Below are 21,723 nucleotides of genomic sequence, written 5' to 3'. Positions count from 1 at the left end.
GTTCTTCCGAGTTCTTTCCAGTACGGGCCGTTGACTTTCCGTGTGCGTGACATCCAGTGGTGCTCTGGAGGGGGACCCCAATGTTGTCGACAGGACTTCCACAAGGGGCCGTGCCCAAGCTCGAACGCCCCGGTCCGCTGCGCGACCGCGTCTACGAGGCCCTGCTCGAACTCATCACCACCCGTGCGCTGCGCCCCGGCCAGCACCTCGTCGAGAGCGAACTCGCCGGGCACCTCGGGGTCTCCCGGCAGCCCGTCCGCGAGGCCCTGCAGCGGCTCAACACCGAGGGGTGGGTCGACCTCCGGCCCGCCCAGGGCGCGTTCGTGCACGAGCCGACGGAGGCGGAGGCCGACCAACTCCTCACCGTCCGCACCCTGCTGGAGGCCGAGGCCGCCCGTCTCGCCGCGGCGAACGCCGGTACGGCGGGCATCACGGCCCTGGAGGAGCTCTGCGCGGAGGGCGAGCGGGCCGTCGAGGCCGACGACGTCGACGCGGCCGTCGCCCTCAACGCCCGCTTCCACGCCAAGGTCATGGAGCTGGCCGGCAACACGGTCCTCGCCGAACTCGCCGCCCAGGTCGACCGCCGTGTGCGCTGGTACTACACCCCGGTCGCCCGGCAACGCGGCCACCAGTCCTGGATCGAGCACCGCGAACTCATCGCGGCGATCTCGGGCCGCGACGAACAGCGGGCCACGGAGGTCATGCGGGCCCACACGGAACACACCCGCAAGACGTACCACGAGCGGGAGAAGTGACGGAGATTCACGAGCAGGGCGGCCGCTGTCTCTGAGACGGCCGCCCTCTTCGCGCGCCGCCGACGCGGGGCGCCAGACCGTCGTGGGCCTCGGCCGTCGCGGACCCGGCCGTCCTGAACCTCGTGGGCCTTGGCCCTCGTGGACCTCGGCGCCGACAGCCGCTCGTGGCGCGTCGTCGCTGGTGGGCGGGCGGCGGTGAGTTGGTGGCAGCTGGGCGCCGTTGCTCGCCCGGTAGACCGCCTCCGGCCCCGCTCCTCGTCGGTCGCACCTTCCGGGGCGTGCGCGTCCCCGCCGCCGCCGTGACACCCTTTGTCCTCTCAGTGGAGAAAGTTGACGGCAATTCCTGCGCAACTTCTTCCCAGCCCCCGCAGCCGCTGCTACGTTCCCCTGCGAAAGGTCGGTCGCGGCGAAGTGGCCGGAACCCGACGGACGTTGCGGCCGGTTGAGGCGGGGAGGGGCTTGTGAGACGTATGACGGCTCGACCCGCGAACGCGCATCAGGCACGGCTGCTGCGGCTGTTGCGGGACGGAGGGCCCAACTCGCGGGCCCAGCTGGGCGATCGGGTGGACCTCTCGCGGTCGAAACTGGCCGTGGAGGTGGACCGGCTCCTGGAGACGGGACTGGTCGTGGCCGACGGACTCGCCGCCTCGCGCGGTGGCCGCCGCTCGCACAACATCCGCCTCGCTCCCCAACTGCGTTTCCTGGGCGTGGACATCGGTGCCACCTCGATCGATGTGGCCGTCACCAACGCCGAGTTGGAGATCCTCGGGCACATCAACCAGCCGATGGACGTCCGGGAGGGCCCGGTCGCCGTCTTCGAGCAGGTGCTGTCCATGGCGGCCAAGCTCAAGGCCTCCGGGCTCGCGGAAGGGTTCGATGGCGCCGGCATCGGCGTTCCCGGACCGGTCCGCTTCCCGGAGGGAGTCCCGGTCGCCCCTCCGATCATGCCGGGCTGGGACGGGTTCCCGGTCCGCGAGGCGCTCAGCCAGGAACTCGGCTGCCCCGTCATGGTCGACAACGACGTGAACCTGATGGCGATGGGGGAGATGCACGCGGGCGTGGCCCGTTCCGTGGGCGACTTCCTCTGCGTCAAGATCGGCACCGGAATCGGCTGCGGCATCGTCGTCGGCGGTGAGGTCCACCGCGGTACGACGGGCAGCGCCGGCGACATCGGGCACATCCTCGCCGTACCGGACGGCCGCCCCTGCGCCTGTGGCAACCGGGGCTGTCTGGAGGCCCACTTCAGCGGCGCCGCCCTCGCCCGCGACGCCAGGGAAGCCGCCCAGCAGGGACTCTCGGCGGAACTCGCCTCGCGTCTGGAGACCAACGGCACCCTCACGGCCGTCGACGTGGCCGCCGCGGCCGCCGCCGGCGACGCCACCGCGCTCGACCTGATACGCGAGGGTGGCAACCGCACCGGCCAGGTCATCGCCGGACTCGTCAGCTTCTTCAACCCCGGCCTGGTGGTGATCGGCGGCGGAGTGACCGGCCTCGGCCACACCCTGCTCGCCGCCATCCGCACCCAGGTCTACCGTCAGTCACTGCCTCTCGCGACCAACAATCTGCCCATCGTGCTGGGGGAGTTGGGGCCCACCGCCGGAGTCATCGGCGCGGCCCGTCTCATCAGCGACCACCTGTTCTCACCCGCGTGAGCCCTCTTCCGTTCGCACCCGCCTAGGCCCTCGACCGCCCGGGCCCACCGGCACAGCGCTCTGCCTCGCCCTGCCCGAAACGCCTGCCCAGCAGACGGCTTCGCCCTGAAACCGGCCCGCACGCCCGCCAAGGGGAACTCATGGCACCAGAATTACCGCTGCTCACCATGTCCGGCATCACCAAGTCGTTCCCCGGAGTCCGGGCCCTGGACGGCGTCGACCTCGACGTCCAGGCCGGAGAGGTCCACTGCCTGCTCGGCCAGAACGGCGCCGGCAAGTCCACCCTGATCAAGGTCCTGGCCGGCGCCCACCAGCCCGACGACGGCACCATCACCTGGCGGGGCGAACCCGTCACCCTCAAGTCCCCGATCGCCGCCATGCGCCTCGGCATCGCCACCATCTATCAGGAACTCGACCTGGTCGAGGGGCTGTCGGTGGCCGAGAACGTCCACCTCGGACACGAGCCCACCGCGGCCGGCTTCGTCGTACGGGGGAAAGCGGCGCGGGCGTCGACTGCCGCGCTGCTCAAGCGACTCGGTCATCCGGAGGTCGATCCGGCGCGGCTGGTCGGTGAGTTGTCGGCAGCCCAGCAGCAGATCGTGTCCATGGCGCGGGCGCTCTCCCACGACGTACGGCTGATCGTGATGGACGAACCGTCGGCCGCCCTCGACCCGGACGAGGTCGACAACCTGTTCAGGATCGTCGGCGACCTGACCGCCGACGGTGTGGCCGTCGTCTACATCTCGCACCGCCTGGAGGAGATCCGCCGGATCGGCGACCGGGTGACCGTACTGAAGGACGGTCGGGCCGTGGCGGGCGGGCTGCCCGCGAAGTCCACGCCGACGCGCGAGGTCGTGGCCCTGATGACCGGGCGCAACGTCGAGTACGTCTTCCCCGACCGCCCGCCCGCGCCCCCGGCCGCCGTCGAGCCCGTCCTCCAGGTGCGGGGACTGGCGCGCGCTGGGGAGTTCGAGCCGTTCGACCTGGACGTGCGGCCCGGCGAGATCGTGGGGCTCGCCGGACTCGTCGGCTCCGGACGCTCGGAGATCCTGGAGACGATCTACGGCGCCCGCAAGCCCACGGCCGGTCACGTCATCGTGGAGGGCCGGCAGTTGAGGCTCGGCAGCGTGCGGGCCGCCGTACGGGCCGGGCTCGGGCTCGCTCCCGAGGAGCGCAAGGCGCAGGCGCTGCTGATGCTGGAGTCCGTCACCAGAAACGTTTCCGTGTCGTCGATGTCCCGCTTCGCGCGCGTCGGCTGGATCGACCGGGCGGCGGAGCTGAAAGGAGCGCGCGCGGCGACCCGCGAGCTGTCCCTGCGCCCCGACAACCCTGCCGTCCCCGTCCGCACCCTCTCCGGAGGCAACCAACAGAAGGCGGTCCTCGCCCGTTGGCTGCTGCGCGGCTGCCGGGTCCTGCTGCTCGACGAGCCGACCCGGGGCGTCGACGTCGGAGCCCGCGCCGAGTTGTACGCAGTGGTGCGCCGGCTCGCCGACGAAGGGCTCGCCGTACTGCTGGTCTCCAGCGAGGTGCCCGAAGTCCTCGGCCTCGCCGACCGGGTGCTCGTCCTGCGCGAGGGACGGGTCGTGCACACCGCGCCCGCCCGTGAACTCGACGAACACCGTGTCCTCGACCTCGTGATGGAAGGAAACCCGGTGGCCAGTGTGGCAAGTCCGGTGGCCGGTGCGGGGAGCCCCGCGACCGGTGAAGGGAGCCCGGCGTCATGACCCAGCCCGTGTCCCCGCCCCGGGACAGCGCCGACAAGGCGCCCCCCGTCAGTGAACCGCCGGCCTGGCGCACCCTCGTGTTCCGCGCCGACGTGCGCACCCTCTCGCTCCTCGGTGTCCTGGCGGCGCTGATCGTCATCGGCGGCGCCACCCGGCCCGACGAGTTCCTCGACACCCGCAACCTCCAACTCGTCCTCACCCAGGCCTCCGTCATCGGTGTGGTCACCGTCGGCATGACCTTCGTCATCACCTCCGGCGGTATCGACCTGTCCGTGGGGGCGATCGTCGCCCTGGCGTCGGTGTGGGCGACGACCGTGGCCACACAGGAGTACGGCTTCGCCGGCATCCTCTTCACGGCGGTGATCGTCGGCGTCGGCTGCGGCCTGGTGAACGGACTGCTCATCGCCTACGGCGGGATGGTCCCCTTCATCGCCACCCTCGCCATGCTCGCCTCGGCCCGTGGACTCGCCCTCCAGATCACCGACGGCAGCACTCAGGTCGTCACCGTCGACGCCATCCTCGACCTCGGCGAACGCGACGCGTACGTCCTCGGCATCCCGCCGCTCGTCCTGGTCTTCGCACTCGTGACGATCATCGGCTGGCTCGTGCTGAACCGCACGACTTTCGGCCGGCGCACGGTCGCCGTCGGCGGCAACGCGGAGGCGGCCCGCCTCGCGGGCATCGACGTCCGGCGCCAGCGGCTCTATCTGTACCTGCTCTCCGGACTGTGCTGCGGCATCGCCGCCTTCCTGCTGATCGTGCTCTCCGGCTCGGGCCAGAACACCAACGGCAACCTCTACGAACTCGACGCCATCGCCGCCGCGATCATCGGCGGCACCCTGCTCAGCGGCGGCCGGGGCACCATCACCGGCTCCGTCCTCGGTGTCCTGATCTTCACCACGATCACCAACATCTTCGCGCTCAACAACCTGCAGAGCGACGTCCAGCAGATCGCCAAGGGCGCGATCATCGTCGCCGCGGTCCTGGTCCAGCGACGCACGGCCAGCACGACGACCTGACCCACCGAAGAGCCGACACGCGAAAGGTCCACCGCCATGCCAGAGTTCACCAGCCGCAGAGGACTGCTCTTCGGGACCGCCGCCGTCTCGGCCGGCGCCCTCCTCGTAGGTTGCACCAGCAACGAGACCAAGGACGACCCGGCCGCGAACGACCAGCCCGCCGCCGACGACAAGCCCGGCAAGGCGGTCACCGTCGGCTTCGCCGGACCGCAGGCCGACCACGGCTGGCTCAACGCGATCAACCAGAACGCCAAGAGCCGCGCCGAGCGGTACGAGGACGTCACCCTGGAGATCACCGAGGGATCGAACGACACCGCCCAGCAGATCGGGCAGATCGAGACCCTCATCAACAAGAAGGTCGACGTCCTGGTCGTGCTGCCGGCCGACGGCAAGGCGCTCACCCAGGTCGGCCTCAAGGCGATGCGGGCCGGCATACCCGTGGTCAACCTCGACCGGATCTTCAACTCCCCGCAGGCGTACCGCTGCTGGATCGGCGGCGACAACTACGGCATGGGCCTCAACGCCGGCCACTACATCGGCGAGAAGCTCAAGGACAAGAGCGACGCCCGGGTCATCGAGCTCGCCGGGCTGGACAACCTGGAGCTGACCAAGCAGCGCACCCAGGGCTTCGACGACGCCCTGAAGAACTACCCGAACATCAAGAAGGTCGCCCGGCAGGCCGCCGAGTTCACCGTCGAGTCCGGGCAGGCCAAGATGGCCCAACTCCTGCAGGCCCAGTCGAACTTCGACGCCCTGTGGAACCACGACGACGACCAGGGCGTCGGCGCCCTGCGCGCCATCGAGCAGGCCGGGCGCGACGACTTCCTGATGGTCGGCGGCGCGGGCGCGCTCTCCGCGTTCCAGGCGATCAAGAAGGACGACGGGGTCCTCAAGGCGACCGTCCTCTACCCGCCGACCATGGCCGCCTCCGCGATCGACCTCGCCCGCGCCCTCGGCCAGGGCAAGGGGGTCGGTGGCCTCGCCGAGTTCGAGATCCCGTCCTCGCTGACGCTGTACTCGGCCGTCGTCGACAAGGACAACGTCGACCAGTACATGGCCACCGGCTTCAAGTGACGGGTCCCGCCCGACGGACCCGACCGGGACCACGGACCCGACCGGGACCACGGGCCCGACCGCGACCGGGGGCCGGGACGACGCGGGACCCGGCCCCGGACCGCCGACCCGGGCCCCACCCCCCACCGCGCCACCACGAGGAGGACACACGCATGGGACAGCCGCAGCAGCCCGACCAGGCCGAGGCGGAGGAGTCAGGAGCGCCGGGGCCCGACGCGGGGCCCGGGGCCGGTCCCCCGGCCGGTGCCGGTCCTCGTGCCGGGGAGTGGCCCGCCGGGCTCGCCGGAGGGGCGTACAAGCCGCAGTTGCGGGTCGGGATGGTCGGGTACGCCTTCATGGGGGCCGCGCACTCGCAGGGGTGGCGCACGGCGGGGCGCGTGTTCGACCTGCCGCTCACTCCCGTGCTCGCCGCCGTCTGCGGGCGGGACGCGGACGCGGTGCGGGCCATGGCGGACCGGCACGGGTGGGCGGGGACGGAGACCGACTGGCGGCGGCTGATCGCCCGCGACGACATCGACCTCGTGGACATCTGCACCCCCGGTGACAGCCACGCCGAGATTGCGCTCGCCGCGCTGGCCGCCGGCAAGCACGTGCTCTGCGAGAAGCCGCTCGCCAACACCGTCGCGGAGGCGGAGCGGATGGCGACGGCGGCCGAAGAGGCCCACGCGCAGGGCAGGTTGGCGATGGTGGGCTTCAACTACCGTCGGTTGCCCGCCACCGCGCTCGCTCGCCGCATGGTCGCCGAGGGCCGACTGGGCGCCCTGCGGCACGTACGGGTGACATACCTTCAGGACTGGCTCGTGGACCCGGAGTTCCCGCTGACCTGGCGGCTGCGCAAGGAGTCCGCAGGTTCCGGGGCGCTCGGCGACCTGGGCGCCCACATCGTCGACCTCGCGCAGTACCTGGCGGGCGAGCCGGTGGTCGGGGTGTCCGCGCTGATGGAGACCTTCGTCCGCGAACGGCCCCTGCCGGCCGGGGCGACCAGTGGTCTCGCGTCCTCTGTCGGCACCGCGGGCCGGGGTGCGGTCACCGTCGACGACACGGCCCTGTTCACCGGTCGCTTCGCCTCCGGAGCCGTCGCCTCCTTCGAGGCCACCCGCTTCGCCACCGGCCGCAAGAACGCCCTGTGCATCGAACTCAACGGTGAACGCGGCTCGTTGGCCTTCGACCTCGAACGGCTCAACGAACTCTCCTACCACGACCACACCGAGCCCGCCGCCCACGCCGGCTTCCGCCGCATCCTCGTCACCGAACCCGACCACCCCTACCTCGACGCCTGGTGGCCGCCGGGGCACGGCCTCGGCTACGAGCACACCTTCGTCCACCAGGCCCGCGACCTGGTCCACGCCGTGGCGGCCGGCCGACGGCCCGAGCCCTCGTTCGCGGACGGGCTGCAGGTGCAGCGGGTGCTCGCGGCGGTCGAGGAGAGCGCCGAGAAGAACTCCGTCTACACCCCGACCCACTTCGCGTCCCCCGCACCGTCCCACACCCCCACAACGGTCTGAGGAGGCCCGCACATGCCGCGCGACTTCACGCTCTTCACCGGCCAGTGGGCCGACCTCCCCCTCGAAGAGGTCTGCCGCCTCGCCCGCGACTTCGGCTACGACGGCCTCGAACTCGCCTGCTGGGGCGACCACTTCGAGGTCGACAAGGCCCTCGCCGACCCGTCGTACGTCGACTCCCGCCACCAACTCCTGGAGAAGTACGGCCTGAAGTGCTGGGCCGTCTCCAACCACCTGGTCGGGCAGGCGGTGTGCGACGCCATCATCGACGAACGCCACCGGGCCATCCTGCCCGCCCGCATCTGGGGCGACGGCGAGCCCGAGGGCGTACGGCAGCGGGCCGCCACCGAGATGGCCGACACCGCGCGGGCCGCCGCCGCCTTCGGCGTGGACACCGTCATCGGCTTCACCGGCTCGGCCATCTGGCATCTGGTCGCCATGTTCCCGCCCGCCCCCGAGTCGATGATCGAGCGCGGCTACGACGACTTCGCCATGCGCTGGAACCCGATCCTCGACGTCTTCGACGCCCAGGGCGTGCGGTTCGCGCACGAGGTCCACCCGAGCGAGATCGCCTATGACTACTGGACAACTCAGCGCGCACTGGATGCAGTTGACCGTCGCCCGGCGTTCGGGCTGAACTTCGACCCCTCGCACTTCGTGTGGCAGGACCTCGACCCGGTCGGGTTCCTGTGGGACTTCCGCGACCGGATCTACCACGTCGACTGCAAGGAGGCCCGCAAGCGGCTCGACGGACGCAACGGCCGCCTCGGCTCACACCTGCCCTGGGGCGACCCGCGCCGGGGCTGGGACTTCGTCTCGGCCGGCCACGGCGACGTCCCCTGGGAGGACGTCTTCCGGATGCTCCGCTCGATCGACTACCGGGGCCCGATCTCCGTGGAGTGGGAGGACGCCGGCATGGACCGGCTCCAGGGCGCCCCCGAAGCCCTCGCGCGCCTCAAGGCGTTCGACTTCGAACCGCCGACGGCCTCGTTCGACGCGGCGTTCGGCGGCAACGAGTAACGGTCCCCTGTCTTCCGGGGTGACGGCGCACCCCGGCGTACCGCACACACCCGCACACCCCCGTACGACCAGCCCCTTACTGGAGGCATTTCGTGCACCCGTACGACGACAACAGACACCCCACCAGCGCCACCAGCACCTTCAGACGCCGCGGACTGCGCGGACCGATCGCCCTGCTGACCGGTCTGCTGCTCGCCGGCGCCTCGCTCTCCCTCACCGCGCCCCCGGCGGGCGCGGCCGACACCGAGCCGAAGGCGGCGGCCGCCGAGGACTTCCAGCAGGTCACCCTCGCCAAGGGCGAGCCGGAGGTCGGCGAGCCCATGTCGCTCGCCGTCCTCCCCGACCGCTCGGTCCTGCACACCTCGCGCGACGGCGAACTGCGGCTGACCGACGCGGCGGGCAACACCAGGCTCGCCGGCAAGCTCGACGTGTACAGCCACGACGAGGAGGGCCTCCAGGGCATAGGCGTCGACCCGGGCTTCGCCGACAACCGCTTCATCTACCTGTACTACGCGCCCCCGTTGAACACGCCGGCCGGTGACGCCCCCGAGACCGGCACGGCCGCGGACTTCGCGCCCTTCGACGGCGTCAATCGGCTCTCCCGCTTCGTCCTGAAGACCGACGGCACCCTCGACAAGGCCAGTGAGAAGAAGGTCCTCGACGTCCCCGCCTCCCGGGGCATCTGCTGCCACGTCGGCGGTGACATCGACTTCGACGCCGCCGGGAACCTGTACCTCTCGACGGGCGACGACAGCAACCCGTTCCAGTCGGACGGCTTCACCCCCATCGACGAGCGGTCCAACCGCAACCCGGCCTTCGACGCCCAGCGCACCTCCGGCAACACCAACGACCTGCGCGGCAAGATCCTGCGCATCAAGGTCGGCGCCGACGGCTCCTACACCGTCCCCGACGGCAACCTCTTCGCGCCCGGCACGGACAAGACGCGCCCCGAGATCTACGCGATGGGCTTCCGCAACCCGTTCCGCTTCAGCGTCGACAAGAAGACCGGCATCCTCTACGTCGGCGAGTACGGCCCCGACGCCGGCGCCGCCAGCGCCTCGCGCGGACCCGCCGGTCAGGTCGAGTTCGCCCGGGTGACCAAGCCCGGCAACTTCGGCTGGCCGTACTGCACCGGCAAGAACGACGCCTACGTGGACTACGACTTCGCCACCGGCACCTCGGGCGCGGCCTTCGACTGCGCGGCCCCGAAGAACACCTCGCCGAACAACACCGGCCTCACCGACCTGCCGCCCGCCGAGCCCGCCTGGATCCCCTACAACGGCAACTCCCTCCCGGAGTTCGGCGACGGCTCCGAGTCCCCGATGGGCGGCCCGGTCTACCACTACGACGCCTCGCTCGACTCTCCGGTGAAGTTCCCCGAGGCGTACGACGGCGACTTCTTCGCCGGTGAGTTCGGCCGCCGCTGGATCAAGCGGATCACCAGTGACGCCGACGGCACCGTGCAGTCGATCAACAACGTGCCGTGGACCGGCACCCAGGTCATGGACATGGCCTTCGGCCCGGACGGTGCGCTGTACGTCCTCGACTACGGCATCTCCTGGTTCGGCGGCGACGAGCACTCCGCCCTGTACCGCATCGAGAACGCCACCGACGGCCACTCCCCGGTCGCCCAGGCCGCCGCCGACCGTACCTCCGGTCAGGCGCGGCTGAAGGTGCGCTTCTCCTCCGCCGGCACCAGCGACCAGGACGGCGACGCCCTCACCTACAGCTGGGACTTCGGCGACGGCTCCACCTCCACGGCCGCGAACCCCACGCACACCTACAAGAAGAACGGCACCTACACGGCGACCGTGACCGCGAAGGACCCCTCGGGCCGCACCGGCAGCGCCAGCGTACGGATCGTGGTCGGCAACACCGCGCCCAAGGTGACGCTGGAACTCCCGCAGGACGGGCAGCTGTTCGCCTTCGGGGACGCCGTGCCGTTCAAGGTGAAGGTCAGCGACCCGGAGGACGGCCGCCCGATCGACTGCGCCAAGGTCAAGGTCACCTTCATCCTCGGCCACGACAGCCACGGCCACCCGGTGACCTCCGCCAACGGCTGCACCGGCACCATCCAGACCAGCGCCGACGGCGGCCACGACGAGAACGCCAACATCTTCGGGGTGTTCGACGCCGAGTACACCGACGGCGGAGGCGGCGGCCAGGAGCCGCTGACCACCCACGACCAGAACGTCGTCCAGCCCACCCACCGCCAGGCCGAGCACTACGGCGACTCCTCCGGCGTCGCGGTCCAGACGAAGCCCACGGCCCACGGCGGCAAGACGGTCGGGGACATCTCCAACGGCGACTGGATCTCCTTCGAGCCCTACGTCCTGTCCAACGCCACGAAGATCACCGCGCGTATCTCCTCCGGGGGCGCCGGCGGCAAGCTTGAGGTCCGTGCGGGCTCGCCGACCGGGCGTCTCCTCGGCAGAGCGACCGTGCCGGTGACCGGCGGCTGGGACACCTTCCAGGACGTCACCGCCAACCTGTCCCGCGCCCCGCGCGGCACCACCGCGTTGTACCTGGTGTTCAAGGGGAGCGGCTCGGGCGGCCTGTTCGACGTGGACGACTTCACCTTCACGAAGCGGTGAGGGGGCGTCATGCCGGGATACGGACGCGGACGAGGACGCCTGTGGGCGGCGCTGGGTGGTGCCGCCCTGCTGATCGGCTGTGTGTCGGGGCCCGCCGTGTCGGATGACGCGGGCGCCTCCGGAGGCCCTGGCGGTCCCGGCGGCGCGGGTCACGGGGACGAGCGCCGGGTGCTGGTCTTCTCCAAGACCGCCGGGTTCCGCCACGACTCGATCCCCGAGGGCGTCACGGCCGTACGGGAACTGGGCGCCGCCCACGGCTTCACGGTCGACGCCACCGAGGACGCCGGCGCGTTCACCTCGCGGAACCTGGGCCGCTACGACGCGGTGGTCTTCCTCTCCACGACCGGTGACGTGCTGAACACGGCCCAACAGGGCGCGTTCGAGCGGTACATCAGACGCGGGGGCGCCTATGTGGGCGTCCACGCGGCCGCCGACACCGAGTACGACTGGGCCTTCTACGGCGGGCTCGCGGGGGCGTACTTCCAGTCGCACCCCGCGATCCAGCCCGCGACGGTCGACGTCGAGGACCACGCCCACCCGGCCACCGCCGGTCTGGGCGTCACCTGGAACCGCACGGACGAGTGGTACAACTACCGCTCCAACCCCCGTGAGCGGGCCCATGTCCTCGCCTCGCTCGACGAGTCGTCGTACAGGGGCGGCACCATGAACGGTGACCATCCGATCGCCTGGTGCCAGGAGTACCAGGGCGGCCGCGCCTTCTACACCGGCGGCGGCCACACCAAGGAGTCCTTCGTCGAACCCGCCTTCCGGCAGCACCTGCTGGGCGGCATCCGGTGGGCGATCGGCGAGGCCCAGGCCGACTGCCGTCCGGAGAACGGCTACCGGCCGCTGTTCGACGGCACCGCCGGCTCGCTCGCGGCATGGCGGCAGGCGGGTCCGGGTTCCTTCACCCTGTCCGACGACGGCACGATCACGTCGTCCGGCGGGATGGGCATGCTCTGGTACGCCGACCGGAGCTTCGGGTCCTACTCCCTGAAGCTCGACTGGAGGATGTCCGGCCCCTCGGGCGACGACAACTCCGGTGTCTTCGTGGGCTTCCCGCCCTCCGACGACCCCTGGTCGGCCGTGAACAACGGCTACGAGGTCCAGATCGACGCCACGGACGTACCCGAGCGGACGACCGGGTCCGTCTACGGCTTCCGCTCCGCCGACATCAGGAAGCGCGACCGCGCCCTGAACCCGCCGGGGGAGTGGAACACGTACGAGATCCGCGTGGAGGGCGAGCGCCTCCGCGTCTGGCTCAACGGCGTGAAGATCAACGATTTCACCAACACGGATCCGGTACGGAGCCTGCGCGACGGTCACGTGGGCATCCAGAACCACGGATCCGCCGACCAGGTGTCCTTCCGCGACATCCGCGTCAAGGAACTGCCCGCGCGGGCCGCCGACTGGGCGGACCCGCCGCCGGGCGACTGAGCGACGGCGGGCGGGGGACGCCGGACCCCCGCTCGCCGTCTCGCCCCTTTCACCCTCACCGGCTCGATTCACCGGCTCGACTCACCGGCTCGATTACCGGCTCGACTCACTGGCCCGACGAGGAGGCTGCCCATGTCCGCGTCCGTGTCCGTTCCCCCATCGAGCGTCGGCGTCTGGCTGATCGGAGCACGAGGTTCCGTCGCCACCACCGTCGTCGCGGGCTGCGCGGCCGTCACGGCGGGCCTGCACACCCCGACGGGCATGGTCACCGAGTCCCCGCTCTTCGCCGACGCGGGTCTCCCGCCCCTCTCCTCGCTGGTCTTCGGCGGCCACGACACGGTCGACTGCCCCCTGCCCAAACGGGCCGAGACCCTGGCCTCCGGCGGCGTCCTGCCCCACGACCTCCCGGTGGCCGTCGCCGCCGAACTGGCTGCCGCCGACGGGGAGATCAGGCCGGGCGGCCCCCTCCCGGGCGACACCCGCACGCCCGACGAGCTGATCTCCTCCCACGCCGCCGACATCCAGGACTTCGTACGACGCCGGGGGCTGACCCGGGCCGTCGTGGTGAACGTGGCGTCGACGGAGCCCGCGCCCACCGGCGAGGCCCTGCCGCCCAGCTCCCTCTACGCGGCGGCCGCCCTGCGCGCCGGCTGCCCCTACGTCAACTTCACCCCCTCGACCGGCCTGCACCACCCGTCCCTGGCCTCCTTCGCCTCCTCCTCCGGCCTCCCGTACGCCGGCCGTGACGGCAAGACCGGGCAGACCCTGCTCCGCTCGGTCCTGGGCCCGATGTTCGCGCAGCGGGCGCTGACCGTCCGGGCGTGGTCCGGCACCAACCTGCTCGGCGGGGGCGACGGCGCCGCCCTCGCCGACCCGGCCGCCGCCGCTGCCAAGAACGCCGGCAAGGAGCGCGTCCTGACCGACAGCCTCGGGGCGACCCCCGAGGGCGAGACGCACATCGACGACGTCCCCGCCCTCGGTGACTGGAAGACCGCCTGGGACCACATCGCCTTCGACGGCTTCCTCGGCACCCGGATGGTCCTCCAGACCACCTGGCAGGGCTGCGACTCCGCCCTCGCCGCCCCGCTGGTGCTTGATCTCGCCCGCCTCCTGGCCCGCGCCCACGAAGCGGGCCTCTCCGGCCCCTTGGCCGAGCTGGGCTTCTATTTCAAGGACCCGGTGGGGGAGAGCCCGGCGGCACTGGGGGAGCAGTACGCGGCGCTCGCGAGCTTCGCGGAGCGGCTGCGGCGGCATGACACGGACGGGCCGGGGCCACGCGAGGAGACCCGATGAACCACCCACCTACCCCCCTCTCCTTCGGCTACGGCACCAACGGGCTCGCCGATCTGCGGCTCGACGACGCGCTCGCCCTCCTCGCCGACCTCGGGTACGACGGGGTCGGTCTCACCCTCGACCACATGCACCTCGACCCGCTCGCCCCCGACCTCGCCGCCCGCACCCGGCGGCTCGCGCGGCGGCTGGGCGAGCTCGGGCTGTCCGTCACCGTGGAGACCGGGGCCCGCTACGTCCTGGACCCGCGCCGCAAGCACGGCCCCACCCTGCTGGATCCCGCCCCGGACGACCGCGCCCGCCGCGCCGACCTGCTCGTCCGTGCCGTGCGGGTCGCCGCCGACCTGGGCGCCCACGCCGTGCACTGCTTCAGCGGGGTCACCCCGCCCGGCACGGACGAGCACACCGCCTGGAAACGCCTCCCCGACGCGCTCGCCCCCGTCCTCGACGCCGCCACCGCCGCCGGCATCCCCCTCGCGATCGAACCCGAACCCGGTCACCTCCTCGCCACGCTCGCCGACTTCCACCGCCTCCGCGAGGCCCTCGACAGCCCCGCCGTGCTCGGCCTCACCCTGGACATCGGCCACTGCCAGTGCCTCGAACCCGTCTCTCCGGCCGACTGCGTCCGCGCCGCCGCGCCCTGGCTGCGGCACGTCCAGATCGAGGACATGCGGCGGGGCGCCCACGAGCATCTGCCGTTCGGCGAGGGCGAGATCGACTTCCCGCCCGTGCTGGAGGCCCTGGCCGCCGTCGGTTACGGCGCCCTGACCGTCGTCGAACTGCCCCGCCACTCCCACGCCGGCCCCCATTTCGCCGAACAGTCCCTCTCCTTCCTGCACCGATCGCTCCCGCACCGATCACTTCCGCACCGATCGACCGGCCGTACCACCCCTCCCGGGAGCAGCTCGTGATCCCTGACCGAACCCCGCCCGCGCCGACGGCCGACCCCGCCCACCCGGCACACCATCCGGCCTGCACCGCCCCCGCAGACCTGCGCCGCCACCTGGACGCCCACCTCACGGGCCCCGCCCACGCCTGGCTGGGCAGGGCGCTGGACGAGGCTGGCGAACACCCGGGCACCCATGGGGCCATCTCCCCCTGGGAGCTGCGCCTCGCCGAGGCGGGCCGGCGCTGCGGCACCGAACACGCCGACGCCGTCCGCGTCCTGATCCTGCACGCGGCCCGCGCCGACACCGACGCGCTCACCCGGGTCTACCGCCAGGGCACCGCCGACGAACGCCGCGCGGTCCTGCACGCGCTGCCCCACCTCGTGCCGGGCCCCGAAGCGCTGCACCTCGTGGAGGACGCCCTGCGCACCAACGACACCCGCCTGGTCGCCGCCGCGCTCGGCCCGTACTCCGCCCGCCGGCTGGCCCCGCACCACTGGCGGCACGCCGTCCTCAAGTGCCTGTTCACCGGGGTGCGCGTCGACGAGGTCGCCGACCTGCCCCGCCGCGCCGCGGGCGACACCGAACTCGCCCGCATGCTCAGCGCCTTCGCCGAGGAACGCACCGCCGCGGGCCGTCCCGTACCCGAGGACCTGTACCGCGTCCTGGCCCTGACCGCGCCCCCACCGGCCGCCGAGCCCGGCCTCGACGGCGAGGAGTCCTGATGCGCATCTTCGACCCCCACATCCACATGACGTCACGCACCACGGACGACTACGAGGCGATGCGCGAGGCGGGCGTCCGCGCGGTCGTGGAGCCGGCCTTCTGGCTGGGCCAGCCCCGCACATCGCCCGAGTCCTTCGTCGACTACTTCGACTCCCTGCTCGGCTGGGAACCCTTCCGCGCCGCCCAGTACGGCATCGCCCACCACTGCGCGCTCGCCCTCAACCCCAAGGAGGCGAACGACCCGCGCTGCACCCCGGTCCTGGACCAGCTGCCCCGCTACCTGCTGAAGGACGGGGTCGTGGCGGTCGGCGAGATCGGCTACGACTCCATGACCCCGGCCGAGGACCACGCGCTCGAACACCAACTCCAGCTGGCCGCCGACCACGGGCTTCCCGCCCTCGTCCACACCCCGCACCGGGACAAGCTCGCCGGCCTGCGCCGCACCCTCGACGTCGTACGGGCCTCCGCCCTGCCCGTCGAACGGGTGCTGCTCGACCACCTCAACGAGACCACCGTCGAGGAGGCCAGGGACAGCGGCGCCTGGCTCGGGTTCTCCGTCTATCCCGACACCAAGATGGACGAGGAGCGCATGGTCGCCGTCCTCAAGACGTTCGGCCCGGAGAAGGTGCTGGTCGACTCCGCCGCCGACTGGGGCAGGAGCGACCCCCTGAAGACCCGCAAGGTGGCCGACGCCCTGCTCGCGGCCGGGTTCGACGAGGACGACGTCGACCTGGTGCTGTGGCGCAACCCGGTGGCGTTCTACGGACTCAGCGGCCGGCTCGACCTGGACGTCGTCACGACGGACGCCACGCACGAGGGAAACAGCATCCTGCGCGGCGGTGAGTGACCCATGCGCTTCCGCCACCCCGACGGCTCCACCGTCCACCTCGCCTACTGCACCAATGTGCACCCGGCCGAGACCCTCGACGGTGTCCTCGCCCAGCTCCGCGACCACTGCGAGCCCGTCCGCCGCCGCCTCGGCCGCGACCGCCTCGGCATCGGCCTGTGGCTGGCCAGGGACGCCGCAGCGGCCCTGGTGACCGACCCGGCCGCACTGCGCGGGCTGCGCACCGAACTCGACCGGCGCGGCCTGGAGGTGGTCACCCTCAACGGCTTCCCGTATCAGGGCTTCGGCGCCGAGGAGGTCAAGTACCGCGTCTACCGGCCGGACTGGGCCGACCCCGAGCGGCTCGACCACACCACCTCCCTCGCCCGGGTGCTCGCCCAGCTCCTCCCGGACGACGTCACCGAGGGCACCGTCTCCACCCTGCCGCTGGCCTGGCGCACCGCCTACGACGACACCCGCGCCGCCCGCTCCCGCACCGCCCTGCGCACCCTCGCCGAACGCCTCGACGTCGTGGCCGAGTTGACCGGCCGCTCCATCCGCATCGGCCTGGAACCCGAACCGGGCTGCACCGTCGAGACCACGGCCGACGCGATCGGACCCCTGACCGACATCGGCCACGAACGCATCGGCATCTGTGTCGACACCTGCCACCTCGCCACCTCCTTCGAAGACCCGCACACCGCCCTGGACGCCCTCACCCGCGCCCGTGTCCCCATCGTCAAATCCCAGCTCTCGGCCGCCCTGCACGCCGAACACCCCCACCTCCCCGAGGTCCGCGAAGCCCTCGCCGCCTTCGACGAGCCCCGCTTCCTGCACCAGACCCGCACCTCCACGGCCGCCGGCCCGCGCGGCACCGACGACCTCGGCGAGGCCCTCACGGGCGACACACTGCCCGACGCCTCCCCCTGGCGCGCCCACTTCCACGTCCCCCTGCACGCGGCCCCCGCCGCGCCCCTCACCTCCACCCTCCCGGTCCTCAGGGCCGCCCTGGCCCACCTGGTCGGCGCCGCCCACCCGCTCACCCGCCATCTGGAGGTCGAGACCTACACCTGGCAGGCCCTGCCCCCCGAGCTGCGCCCCAGCACACGCGCCCAGCTGGCCGACGGCATCGCCGCCGAACTCGCTCTGGCCCGCGACCTGTTGACGGACCTCGGCCTCAAGGAGCTGCCATGAAGCCCGAGGCCGCCCCACCCTCGCGACCAGACGCCGGGCCCACCCCTCTCCTCGTCCTGGACGTCGTCGGCCTCACGCCCCGTCTCCTCGACCACATGCCCCACCTCAAGGCCCTCGGACAGTCAGGTTCCCGCGCCCCGCTCGGCACCGTCCTGCCGGCCGTCACCTGTGCCGCCCAGTCCACCTTCCTGACCGGCACGCTCCCCGCCGAACACGGCATCGTCGGCAACGGCTGGTACTTCCGCGAACTCGGCGACGTCCTGCTCTGGCGCCAGCACAACGGCCTCGTCGCCGGCGACAAACTCTGGGACGCCGCCCGCCGCGCACACCCCGGCTACACAGTCGCCAACATCTGCTGGTGGTACGCCATGGGCGCCGACACCGACATCACCGTCACCCCCCGTCCGATCTACTACTCCGACGGCCGCAAAGAACCCGACTGCTACACCCGCCCCCCAGCCCTGCACGACGAACTCACCGCGAATCTCGGCACGTTCCCCCTGTTCCACTTCTGGGGACCGGGCGCCGACATGGTCTCCAGCCGCTGGATCATCGACGCCACCCGCCACGTCGTCCGCACCCGCCGCCCCGACCTGGCGCTCTGCTACCTCCCCCACCTCGACTACGACCTGCAGCGCTTCGGCCCCGACGACCCGCGCTCCCTGAAGGCGGCCGCCGACCTGGACCGGGCCCTGGTACCCCTGCTCGACGACGCCCGCGCGGAAGGCCGTACCGTCGTCGCGCTCTCCGAGTACGGCATCACCCGCGTGAACCGGCCCGTCGACATCAACCGGGCCCTGCGCCGCGCCGGCCTCCTCGACGTGCACACGCAGGACGGCATGGAGTACCTCGACCCGATGGCCTCACGCGCCTTCGCGGTCGCCGACCACCAGATCGCCCATGTGTACGTACGCCGCGCCGAGGACCTGGACGCCACCCGGGAAGCCCTCGCGGATCTCCCCGGGATCGATCAACTCCTCGACGACGAGGGCAAGAAGGCCCATCACCTCGACCACCCGCGCTCCGGCGAGTTCGTCGCCGTCGCGGAGCCGGACGCCTGGTTCACGTACTACTACTGGCTCGACGACGATCGCGCGCCCGACTTCGCACGCCTCGTCGAGATCCATCGCAAACCCGGCTACGACCCGGTCGAGCTGTTCATGGACCCGCTCGACCCGCTGGTGAAGCTCAAGGCGGCCACGGCACTGGCCCGCAAGAAACTCGGTCTGCGCTACCGCATGGCGGTCGTGCCGCTGGACCCCTCGCCTATTCGCGGCAGCCACGGCCGCCTTCCCGCGAGCGACGACGACGGTCCGCTCATCATCTGCTCCATCCCCCGAGCCGTCGGTGACCGTGTGGAGGCCACCGATGTGAAAGCACTCCTGCTCCGACTTGCCGGTCTGTCCTGACCGGTGTCCAGGACCCACAGGTCCTGACTGGTCACAAGTGAAGCACCCAGCACTGACAACGCCCGCCCACCCAGAGGAGTTCCAGCATGAGCCGCATGCACCAGACCGATCCCGAGCTCACCCACCGCCTCAGCAGACGAGGCATGCTCGGTGTCGCCGCCGGCGCCACCGTGGCCGCTCTGCTGGGCGCGGCCGCCCCGGCGCAGGCTGCCGCGGGCACCGACTCCGCGGCCGCAGGCAAGGGCCGGGGCCGACCCGTCCTCCCGCCCGGCCGCCTCGGCATCCAGCTCTACAGCCTGCGCGACAAGGTCTCCACCCTCGGCTTCGCGCCCGTCTTCGCCGAGTTGGAGAAGTACGGCTACGACGAGGTCGAGTTCGCCGGCTACACCCAGGGTTCGGCGGGCCCCATCACCCTCGCACAGCTCAAGCGCCTGGCCCGCAACCACGGCCTGACCCCGATCGGCAGCCACGTCGGCTACTACTCCAGCGACCCGAACGCGTACACCTTCGCCCAGAACCTGACCAAGGTCCTCGACGACGCCCAGGCCCTGGGCCTCAAGCACATCGGCACCGCCGCCGGCCCCTTCCGCTACGGCATGACCGTCGACGCGATGAAGCGGGCCGCCCACGAGTTCAACACCTACGGCGCGGCGGCCCGGGCACGGGGCATGAAGTTCTACCAGCACAACCACTCCGAGGAGTTCTCCTTCGCCACCGACAACCCCAAGGTGCGCCTCTACGACGTACTGCTCCGCGAGACCGACCCCGACCTGGTTTTCCTGGAGATGGACATCTTCTGGGCCTACGTGGCCCAGTTCCGGTTCTCGAAGCGGCCCGACGGCACGGCCGCGCCTTTCGAGCCCCTCGACTACGTCCTGCGGCGCCCGAACCGCTACCCGCTCTTTCACGTCAAGGACGGCGAGAGCGACCCGTCGAACCCCTTCGGCTACCGCATGGTGGACGTCGGCGACGGCGACATCGACTACCAGAAGTTCATCTCGGCCGTCACCCGGCTGAAGGGCCACCGTCTCGCCCACCACTGGCAGGCCGAGCACGACAACCCCTCCGAGTCCTTCACCTTCGCCCGCCGCTCCAGCGAGCACCTGCACTCGCTGCGGGAGAAGTGCTGAACGGCAGCGGACGACAACGGCAGCAGGCGGCCGCCCCGTGGTGCGGGACCACGGGGCGGCCGCCTGCTGCCGTACGCGAAAGGCGTCAGGCCACTTCGTCACCGAGGGGACGGGGGTTGGGAGCGATGTGCTTGCTGCGGGGCCGCCCCGGCGGATGCAGGAAGACCGCCACGCAACCGGCGAAGAGCGAGATGGAACCGGCGAGCACGAAGGCGCCCGCGTAGTCCCAGGCGCCCACGACCACGGCGCCCATACCGGAACCGAGAAGCCCGGACACCAGCTTGGAACTGTAGACCAGGCCGTAGTTGGAGGCGTTGTTGTTCTCGCCGAAGTAGTCCGCGGTCATCGCCGCGAACATCGGGAAGATGGCGCCGCCGCCGAAGCCGGAGATGCTGGAGAACACCAGGAACAGCGGCAGGTTGCCGATGTTGCCGGACCACAGGATGCCGTACTGGGACAGACCCAGCACGATGCAGACGAAGATCAGGCACTGCTTGCGGCCGTAGCGGTCGGAGAGCCAGCCGATGACGCCGCGCCCGGTGCCGTTGACGATCGCCTTGAGGGACATGGCCGTGGCCACGATCCCGCCCGCGAAGCCTGCCTCGTTGCCGAACGGCACCTGGAAGGCGATGCCGAAGATGTTCACACCCGAGGTGCACAGCAGACAGAACCACATCAGCGCGACCCGGCCCGTCCGCCATGCCTCGCTCGGCGTGTACTGCTTCACGGCCGGCGGGTTCTTCTCCAGCGCGCGCCGCGCGCGAGGGTCGTCCGGCTTGCGCAGCGGGTCGACCTCGGCCGGCCACCAGTTCTTCGGCGGGTCCTGGAAGAAGTAGCCCGCCACGGCGACGACCGCCGCGAGGAACACACCGACACAGACGAGCACCCAGCGGAAGTTCGTCAGGTCCATGTACCCGGTGAAGATGAACACGAAGGGCACCGAACCGTAGGCGAAGCCGCCGTTGACGAAGCCGGTCTTGCCGCCCTTGCGCTCGGGGTACCACTTGCCGACCATGTTCACGCAGGTCGCGTACACCATGCCGGCGCCCATGCCGCTGAACATGCCGAAGCCGATGTACGCGACGACGACGTGCGGTGCGAACGCGAGGGACACGTACCCCAGCAGGGTGCCGACGGCGCCCAGCATCATCGCCCAGCGGGCGGGGAGTTTGCCGCTCTCCCGGAGTTTCCCCGCCGGGAAGGCCACCGCGGCCTGGAAGAACACCCAGACACCCAGCATCCAGAAGATGTGCTGGTTGCTCCAGCTGTGCGCCGTGTGCAGAGTCTCCTCGGCGGATGCGAACGCGTACTCCGCCGAGCTGATGCCCATCATGCCCACCCACGGCAGGATGACCATCCACTTGCGTTTGCGCCCCATGATGTCCAGGTCGGACTCGCCGATCCGGTACATCCGGCCGCCTGCGTCCGTCACCTCCCGGTAGGGGACGGGTGTGGAGATGTCAGTTGTTGCCATGTCGATCGAA

General features: G+C 71.4%; 17 protein-coding genes. 16 read left to right on the top strand and 1 reads right to left on the bottom strand.

From position 1 onward, the window contains the following. The first annotated feature begins 80 nt into the window (after positions 1–80). From P8T65_RS07895 to P8T65_RS07820, 16 genes are all read left to right on the top strand, one after another. Positions 81–755 carry a GntR family transcriptional regulator gene (locus tag P8T65_RS07895; protein ID WP_184901597.1) on the top strand — a complete coding sequence of 225 codons (675 nt, stop codon included), beginning with the start codon at positions 81–83 and terminating at the stop codon, positions 753–755. A 470-nt stretch (positions 756–1,225) separates the two neighbouring features. Further along, entirely contained in the window at positions 1,226–2,407 is a 1,182-nt protein-coding gene (locus P8T65_RS07890) for an ROK family protein (protein ID WP_184901599.1), read from the top strand. Between the two features lie 140 nt (positions 2,408–2,547). Then, a complete protein-coding gene (locus P8T65_RS07885; RefSeq protein ID WP_316724639.1) occupies positions 2,548–4,131 on the top strand; it encodes a sugar ABC transporter ATP-binding protein in 1,584 nt (527 codons plus the stop codon). Then, entirely contained in the window at positions 4,128–5,150 is a 1,023-nt protein-coding gene (locus P8T65_RS07880) for an ABC transporter permease (RefSeq protein WP_316724638.1), read from the top strand. Before P8T65_RS07885 ends, P8T65_RS07880 begins: the two co-directional genes overlap by 4 nt. Before the next feature lie 36 nt (positions 5,151–5,186). Then, positions 5,187–6,224, top strand: a complete 1,038-nt coding sequence (locus P8T65_RS07875; RefSeq protein ID WP_316724637.1) for a substrate-binding domain-containing protein — start codon at positions 5,187–5,189, stop codon at positions 6,222–6,224. A 152-nt stretch (positions 6,225–6,376) separates the two neighbouring features. After that, on the top strand, positions 6,377–7,729 hold the full coding sequence (locus P8T65_RS07870) for a Gfo/Idh/MocA family oxidoreductase (protein WP_316724636.1): 1,353 nt from the start codon (positions 6,377–6,379) through the stop codon (positions 7,727–7,729). 12 nt (positions 7,730–7,741) lie between these two features. Next, positions 7,742–8,746: a sugar phosphate isomerase/epimerase family protein gene (locus tag P8T65_RS07865; RefSeq protein WP_316724635.1), complete on the top strand. Its 1,005-nt coding sequence runs from the start codon at positions 7,742–7,744 to the stop codon at positions 8,744–8,746. A 92-nt stretch (positions 8,747–8,838) separates the two neighbouring features. Continuing rightward, positions 8,839–11,340 (top strand): PQQ-dependent sugar dehydrogenase, encoded by a 2,502-nt coding sequence (locus P8T65_RS07860; protein ID WP_316724634.1) that lies wholly within the window; start codon positions 8,839–8,841, stop codon positions 11,338–11,340. A 9-nt stretch (positions 11,341–11,349) separates the two neighbouring features. Next, positions 11,350–12,777 (top strand): ThuA domain-containing protein, encoded by a 1,428-nt coding sequence (locus P8T65_RS07855; RefSeq protein WP_316724633.1) that lies wholly within the window; start codon positions 11,350–11,352, stop codon positions 12,775–12,777. Positions 12,778–12,909: 132 nt separating this feature from the next. Next, positions 12,910–14,070: an inositol-3-phosphate synthase gene (locus P8T65_RS07850; protein WP_316724632.1), complete on the top strand. Its 1,161-nt coding sequence runs from the start codon at positions 12,910–12,912 to the stop codon at positions 14,068–14,070. Then, the gene (locus P8T65_RS07845) at positions 14,067–14,978 is read left to right on the top strand and encodes a sugar phosphate isomerase/epimerase family protein (protein ID WP_316724631.1); all 912 of its coding nucleotides are present in this window, start codon (positions 14,067–14,069) and stop codon (positions 14,976–14,978) included. The genes P8T65_RS07850 and P8T65_RS07845 overlap by 4 nt, the downstream gene beginning before the upstream one ends. Further along, on the top strand, positions 14,975–15,679 hold the full coding sequence (locus P8T65_RS07840) for an EboA domain-containing protein (RefSeq protein WP_399098524.1): 705 nt from the start codon (positions 14,975–14,977) through the stop codon (positions 15,677–15,679). The genes P8T65_RS07845 and P8T65_RS07840 overlap by 4 nt, the downstream gene beginning before the upstream one ends. After that, positions 15,679–16,527, top strand: coding sequence for a TatD family hydrolase (locus P8T65_RS07835; protein ID WP_316724630.1), 849 nt, complete (start codon positions 15,679–15,681; stop codon positions 16,525–16,527). The genes P8T65_RS07840 and P8T65_RS07835 overlap by 1 nt, the downstream gene beginning before the upstream one ends. Positions 16,528–16,530: 3 nt before the next feature. Then, complete coding sequence (eboE, locus tag P8T65_RS07830) at positions 16,531–17,700, top strand: metabolite traffic protein EboE (protein ID WP_316724629.1); 1,170 nt, start codon at positions 16,531–16,533, stop codon at positions 17,698–17,700. After that, complete coding sequence (locus tag P8T65_RS07825) at positions 17,697–19,109, top strand: alkaline phosphatase family protein (RefSeq protein ID WP_316724628.1); 1,413 nt, start codon at positions 17,697–17,699, stop codon at positions 19,107–19,109. The genes eboE and P8T65_RS07825 overlap by 4 nt, the downstream gene beginning before the upstream one ends. Before the next feature lie 86 nt (positions 19,110–19,195). Continuing rightward, positions 19,196–20,239 (top strand): sugar phosphate isomerase/epimerase, encoded by a 1,044-nt coding sequence (locus P8T65_RS07820; RefSeq protein ID WP_316724627.1) that lies wholly within the window; start codon positions 19,196–19,198, stop codon positions 20,237–20,239. 85 nt (positions 20,240–20,324) lie between these two features. On the opposite strand, the gene P8T65_RS07815 is transcribed toward P8T65_RS07820, so the two are convergent. Beyond that, positions 20,325–21,713, bottom strand: coding sequence for an OFA family MFS transporter (locus P8T65_RS07815; RefSeq protein WP_316724626.1), 1,389 nt, complete (start codon positions 21,711–21,713; stop codon positions 20,325–20,327). Between the last annotated feature and the right edge of the window lie 10 nt (positions 21,714–21,723).

The organism is Streptomyces sp. 11x1 (assembly GCF_032598905.1).
Taxonomy (GTDB): Bacteria; Actinomycetota; Actinomycetes; order Streptomycetales; family Streptomycetaceae; genus Streptomyces.
Note: the sequence above shows the minus strand (reverse complement) of the source record. Positions and strands in the feature narration are given on the sequence as shown.

Bases quoted from the DNA above. Each gene is read 5' to 3' on its own strand.
- P8T65_RS07895 (WP_184901597.1), top strand. From the start codon at position 81: ATGTTGTCGACAGGACTTCCACAAGGGGCCGTGCCCAAGCTCGAACGC.
- P8T65_RS07890 (WP_184901599.1), top strand. From the start codon at position 1,226: ATGACGGCTCGACCCGCGAACGCGCATCAGGCACGGCTGCTGCGGCTG.
- P8T65_RS07885 (WP_316724639.1), top strand. From the start codon at position 2,548: ATGGCACCAGAATTACCGCTGCTCACCATGTCCGGCATCACCAAGTCG.
- P8T65_RS07880 (WP_316724638.1), top strand. From the start codon at position 4,128: ATGACCCAGCCCGTGTCCCCGCCCCGGGACAGCGCCGACAAGGCGCCC.
- P8T65_RS07875 (WP_316724637.1), top strand. From the start codon at position 5,187: ATGCCAGAGTTCACCAGCCGCAGAGGACTGCTCTTCGGGACCGCCGCC.
- P8T65_RS07870 (WP_316724636.1), top strand. From the start codon at position 6,377: ATGGGACAGCCGCAGCAGCCCGACCAGGCCGAGGCGGAGGAGTCAGGA.
- P8T65_RS07865 (WP_316724635.1), top strand. From the start codon at position 7,742: ATGCCGCGCGACTTCACGCTCTTCACCGGCCAGTGGGCCGACCTCCCC.
- P8T65_RS07855 (WP_316724633.1), top strand. From the start codon at position 11,350: ATGCCGGGATACGGACGCGGACGAGGACGCCTGTGGGCGGCGCTGGGT.
- P8T65_RS07850 (WP_316724632.1), top strand. From the start codon at position 12,910: ATGTCCGCGTCCGTGTCCGTTCCCCCATCGAGCGTCGGCGTCTGGCTG.
- P8T65_RS07845 (WP_316724631.1), top strand. From the start codon at position 14,067: ATGAACCACCCACCTACCCCCCTCTCCTTCGGCTACGGCACCAACGGG.
- P8T65_RS07835 (WP_316724630.1), top strand. From the start codon at position 15,679: ATGCGCATCTTCGACCCCCACATCCACATGACGTCACGCACCACGGAC.
- eboE (WP_316724629.1), top strand. From the start codon at position 16,531: ATGCGCTTCCGCCACCCCGACGGCTCCACCGTCCACCTCGCCTACTGC.
- P8T65_RS07825 (WP_316724628.1), top strand. From the start codon at position 17,697: ATGAAGCCCGAGGCCGCCCCACCCTCGCGACCAGACGCCGGGCCCACC.
- P8T65_RS07820 (WP_316724627.1), top strand. From the start codon at position 19,196: ATGAGCCGCATGCACCAGACCGATCCCGAGCTCACCCACCGCCTCAGC.
- P8T65_RS07815 (WP_316724626.1), bottom strand. From the start codon at position 21,713: ATGGCAACAACTGACATCTCCACACCCGTCCCCTACCGGGAGGTGACG.